At 64.3% G+C, this 2,232-nt stretch carries 3 protein-coding genes and 1 pseudogene; 1 reads left to right on the forward strand and 3 read right to left on the reverse strand.

Features of this window, described 5'->3' with window-relative positions; translation table 11 throughout:
- The 3 genes from ABI213_RS11405 to ABI213_RS11415 form a co-directional block, all read right to left on the reverse strand.
- A partial coding sequence (locus ABI213_RS11405) for a TRAP transporter large permease subunit (protein ID WP_348027143.1) occupies positions 1 to 227 on the reverse strand: 227 nt, incomplete at its 3' end.
- Entirely contained in the window at positions 224 to 733 is a 510-nt protein-coding gene (locus tag ABI213_RS11410) for a TRAP transporter small permease (protein WP_348027145.1), read from the reverse strand. The genes ABI213_RS11405 and ABI213_RS11410, both read right to left, overlap by 4 nt.
- 211 nt (positions 734 to 944) lie before the next feature.
- The gene (locus ABI213_RS11415) at positions 945 to 1,826 is read right to left on the reverse strand and encodes a LysR family transcriptional regulator (protein ID WP_348027147.1); all 882 of its coding nucleotides are present in this window, start codon (positions 1,824 to 1,826) and stop codon (positions 945 to 947) included.
- An 85-nt stretch (positions 1,827 to 1,911) separates the two neighbouring features.
- On the opposite strand from ABI213_RS11415, the pseudogene ABI213_RS11420 reads away from it, so the two are divergent.
- Positions 1,912 to 2,232, forward strand: a pseudogene (locus ABI213_RS11420) (EamA family transporter); the annotation flags it as partial.

The following is a 2,232-nucleotide window of genomic DNA, read 5'->3' on the forward strand; positions in this document are numbered from 1 at the left end:
GAGCGGTCAAATATCGAGCCCACCAGCACAAACATGGGGATGGCCAGCAGCGGGTACTTGCCCAGCCCGGCGTAGAAGTTTTGCGGCACGGCCAACAGGCCGAACCACTGGCTGCTGCTGTTGGCAATGGCAATCGCCGCCGCGCCCGCCAGGCCCAGGGCCACGCCGATGGGTACGCCCATCAGCATCATCAAGATGAAGGTCAGAAACAACAGCGCCGTGATCATTCGCCACGCCCCCGGCGGATAAACAGGCCCACGGCGCGCAGCGCAATGCCTAACGACAAAATCGGCAACCAAATGGAATACCACCAGGCGGGTACGCCAATGCCCGGCGTGGTTTCTTCAAAGCGAAAGTCGTCCCACACCATGCGGATGCTGAGCGTGCCGATCAGGGTGAACAAGATCGCCACCATCACCGCGCCAAACCGCGACAGGCCTTTGCGCCGCGCCATGCTGCCGCTGCCTGAGAAATATTCAATGCGGATATGCCGGTCGCGTGCCACAGCGGCAGAGGCGGCCACCAGGGTCAGCGCAATCATCAGGAACACCGAAATCTCTTCGGTCCAGGCAAAGGATTCGTTGGTGAAGTAGCGCGCCAGCACGTTGGCAAAGGTGATCAGCGCCAGCGCGCCCATCACCAGCACGGTAAGCCAGTCTTCGATTTTCAAAGGCACGGTGGTGGCGGGATCGGCTTCGGCAGCCTCTAATTCGGGTTGGGGATCGGTGGACATACGGGTCGCAGAAGGTGGGCAACAAAGATGGGCAAACGGGGTCGCAAACAAGGGCGGCAAAAACAGCGCGCATCATAGCTGCGCCCGGCGCAGGGTTTGCCCCATGTCAGACAACAGACCAGCCGATACTCCCACCCCAAAAAACCGTCAATTGCTATTCAATAAATAGCTGCCCGCGCAGACAGCATCTGCGCCAGAGGCATATTTCTTATCAATTTTTTACAGCACCCACACCCAAGGTACCCAGCATCTGGGCGTACATCGCATCCACCGCGGGCGACGGGCCAGAGCGCTTGCTGCGCAACACCGCCACGTCCATCGCACCCAGTGTGGGCAGCGCGTATTCGGGCGGCAGGTTTTGCAAGATCTGCAGACTGGGCGGCACGCTGCAGCGCGTCAGCACCGCCACGGCCAGCCCGCTTTCTACGGCGGCCAACTGCCCCGCCAGGCTGGAGCTGTGGTACACGATACGGTAGGCCCGGCCCTTGGCAGCCAGGGCCGACAGGGTGGCGATGCGGGCCATGCTGCCCGCCTCGTACACCGCAATGGGCAAAGGGGCGCGCCGCCAGGCCTCGTAGGCGGCGGCACCTACCCACACCAGCGGCTCCTGGAACACAAACTGCCCGCGCTGCGGCGTGTCGCGCGAGACCAAGGCCAGGTCCAGCTCGCCGCGCAGCACGCGGGGGATCAACGTGGTTGATTGCTCGCAGGTCAGCTCGATGTCCACCCCCAGGTGGCGGCTGGCGAAGCTGCGCAGCACGGGCGTGAGATAGGTGGCGGCGTAGTCGTCGGGCACGCCCAGCCGCACCCGCCCGGCCAGTTGCGGGCCCAGCAGCGCCGTGTGGGTCTCAGCCTGCAAGGCCAGCATGCGGCGGGCAAAGCCCAGCAGCTCGGTCCCGGCGGGGGTCAACGCCATGTGCCGCGGGCCGCGCAGCAGCACAGGGCGGCCCAGGGCCGACTCCAGCTTTTGCAATTGCATGCTGACCGCCGACTGCGAGCGGTGCACCAGCGGTGCCGCTGCCGACAGCGACCCGGCATCCACCACCGCCACAAAGGCGCGCAGCCAGTCGATCTGAAAATCGGGGTAAGACATGGTGGGTCCAATCATTCGTTTAACGCATAGTAAGCTTTAGAACTATGCGCTTTACCCAGCAGCGGTGGCCGCGCACCATGGCGGCATGCACACCACCACCCTGCCCTCCACGCCGCTGAACACCCCATCTCAGCAAGAAGAACAAGGCCAATGGCTGTTAATCGCCGGGGGCATGCTGCTGGGCACCATCGGCGTGTTTGTCGAAGAAGCCGGGCAGCACCCGCTGGCCACCGTATGGTTTCGCTGCGTATTTGGCGCACTGGCCTTGGGCCTGTGGGCTGCGGCCACCAGGCGGCTGGGCGAGCTGCGCCTGCGGGGCCGCAGCCTGGGGGTGGTGGGCCTGGCGGGCAGCCTGATGTTGCTGAACTGGGCGCTGTTTTTTGCGGCGATTCCCCGCACCTCCATC

Source organism: Rhodoferax sp., assembly GCF_039922535.1.
Taxonomy (GTDB): domain Bacteria; phylum Pseudomonadota; class Gammaproteobacteria; order Burkholderiales; family Burkholderiaceae_C; genus Rhodoferax_B.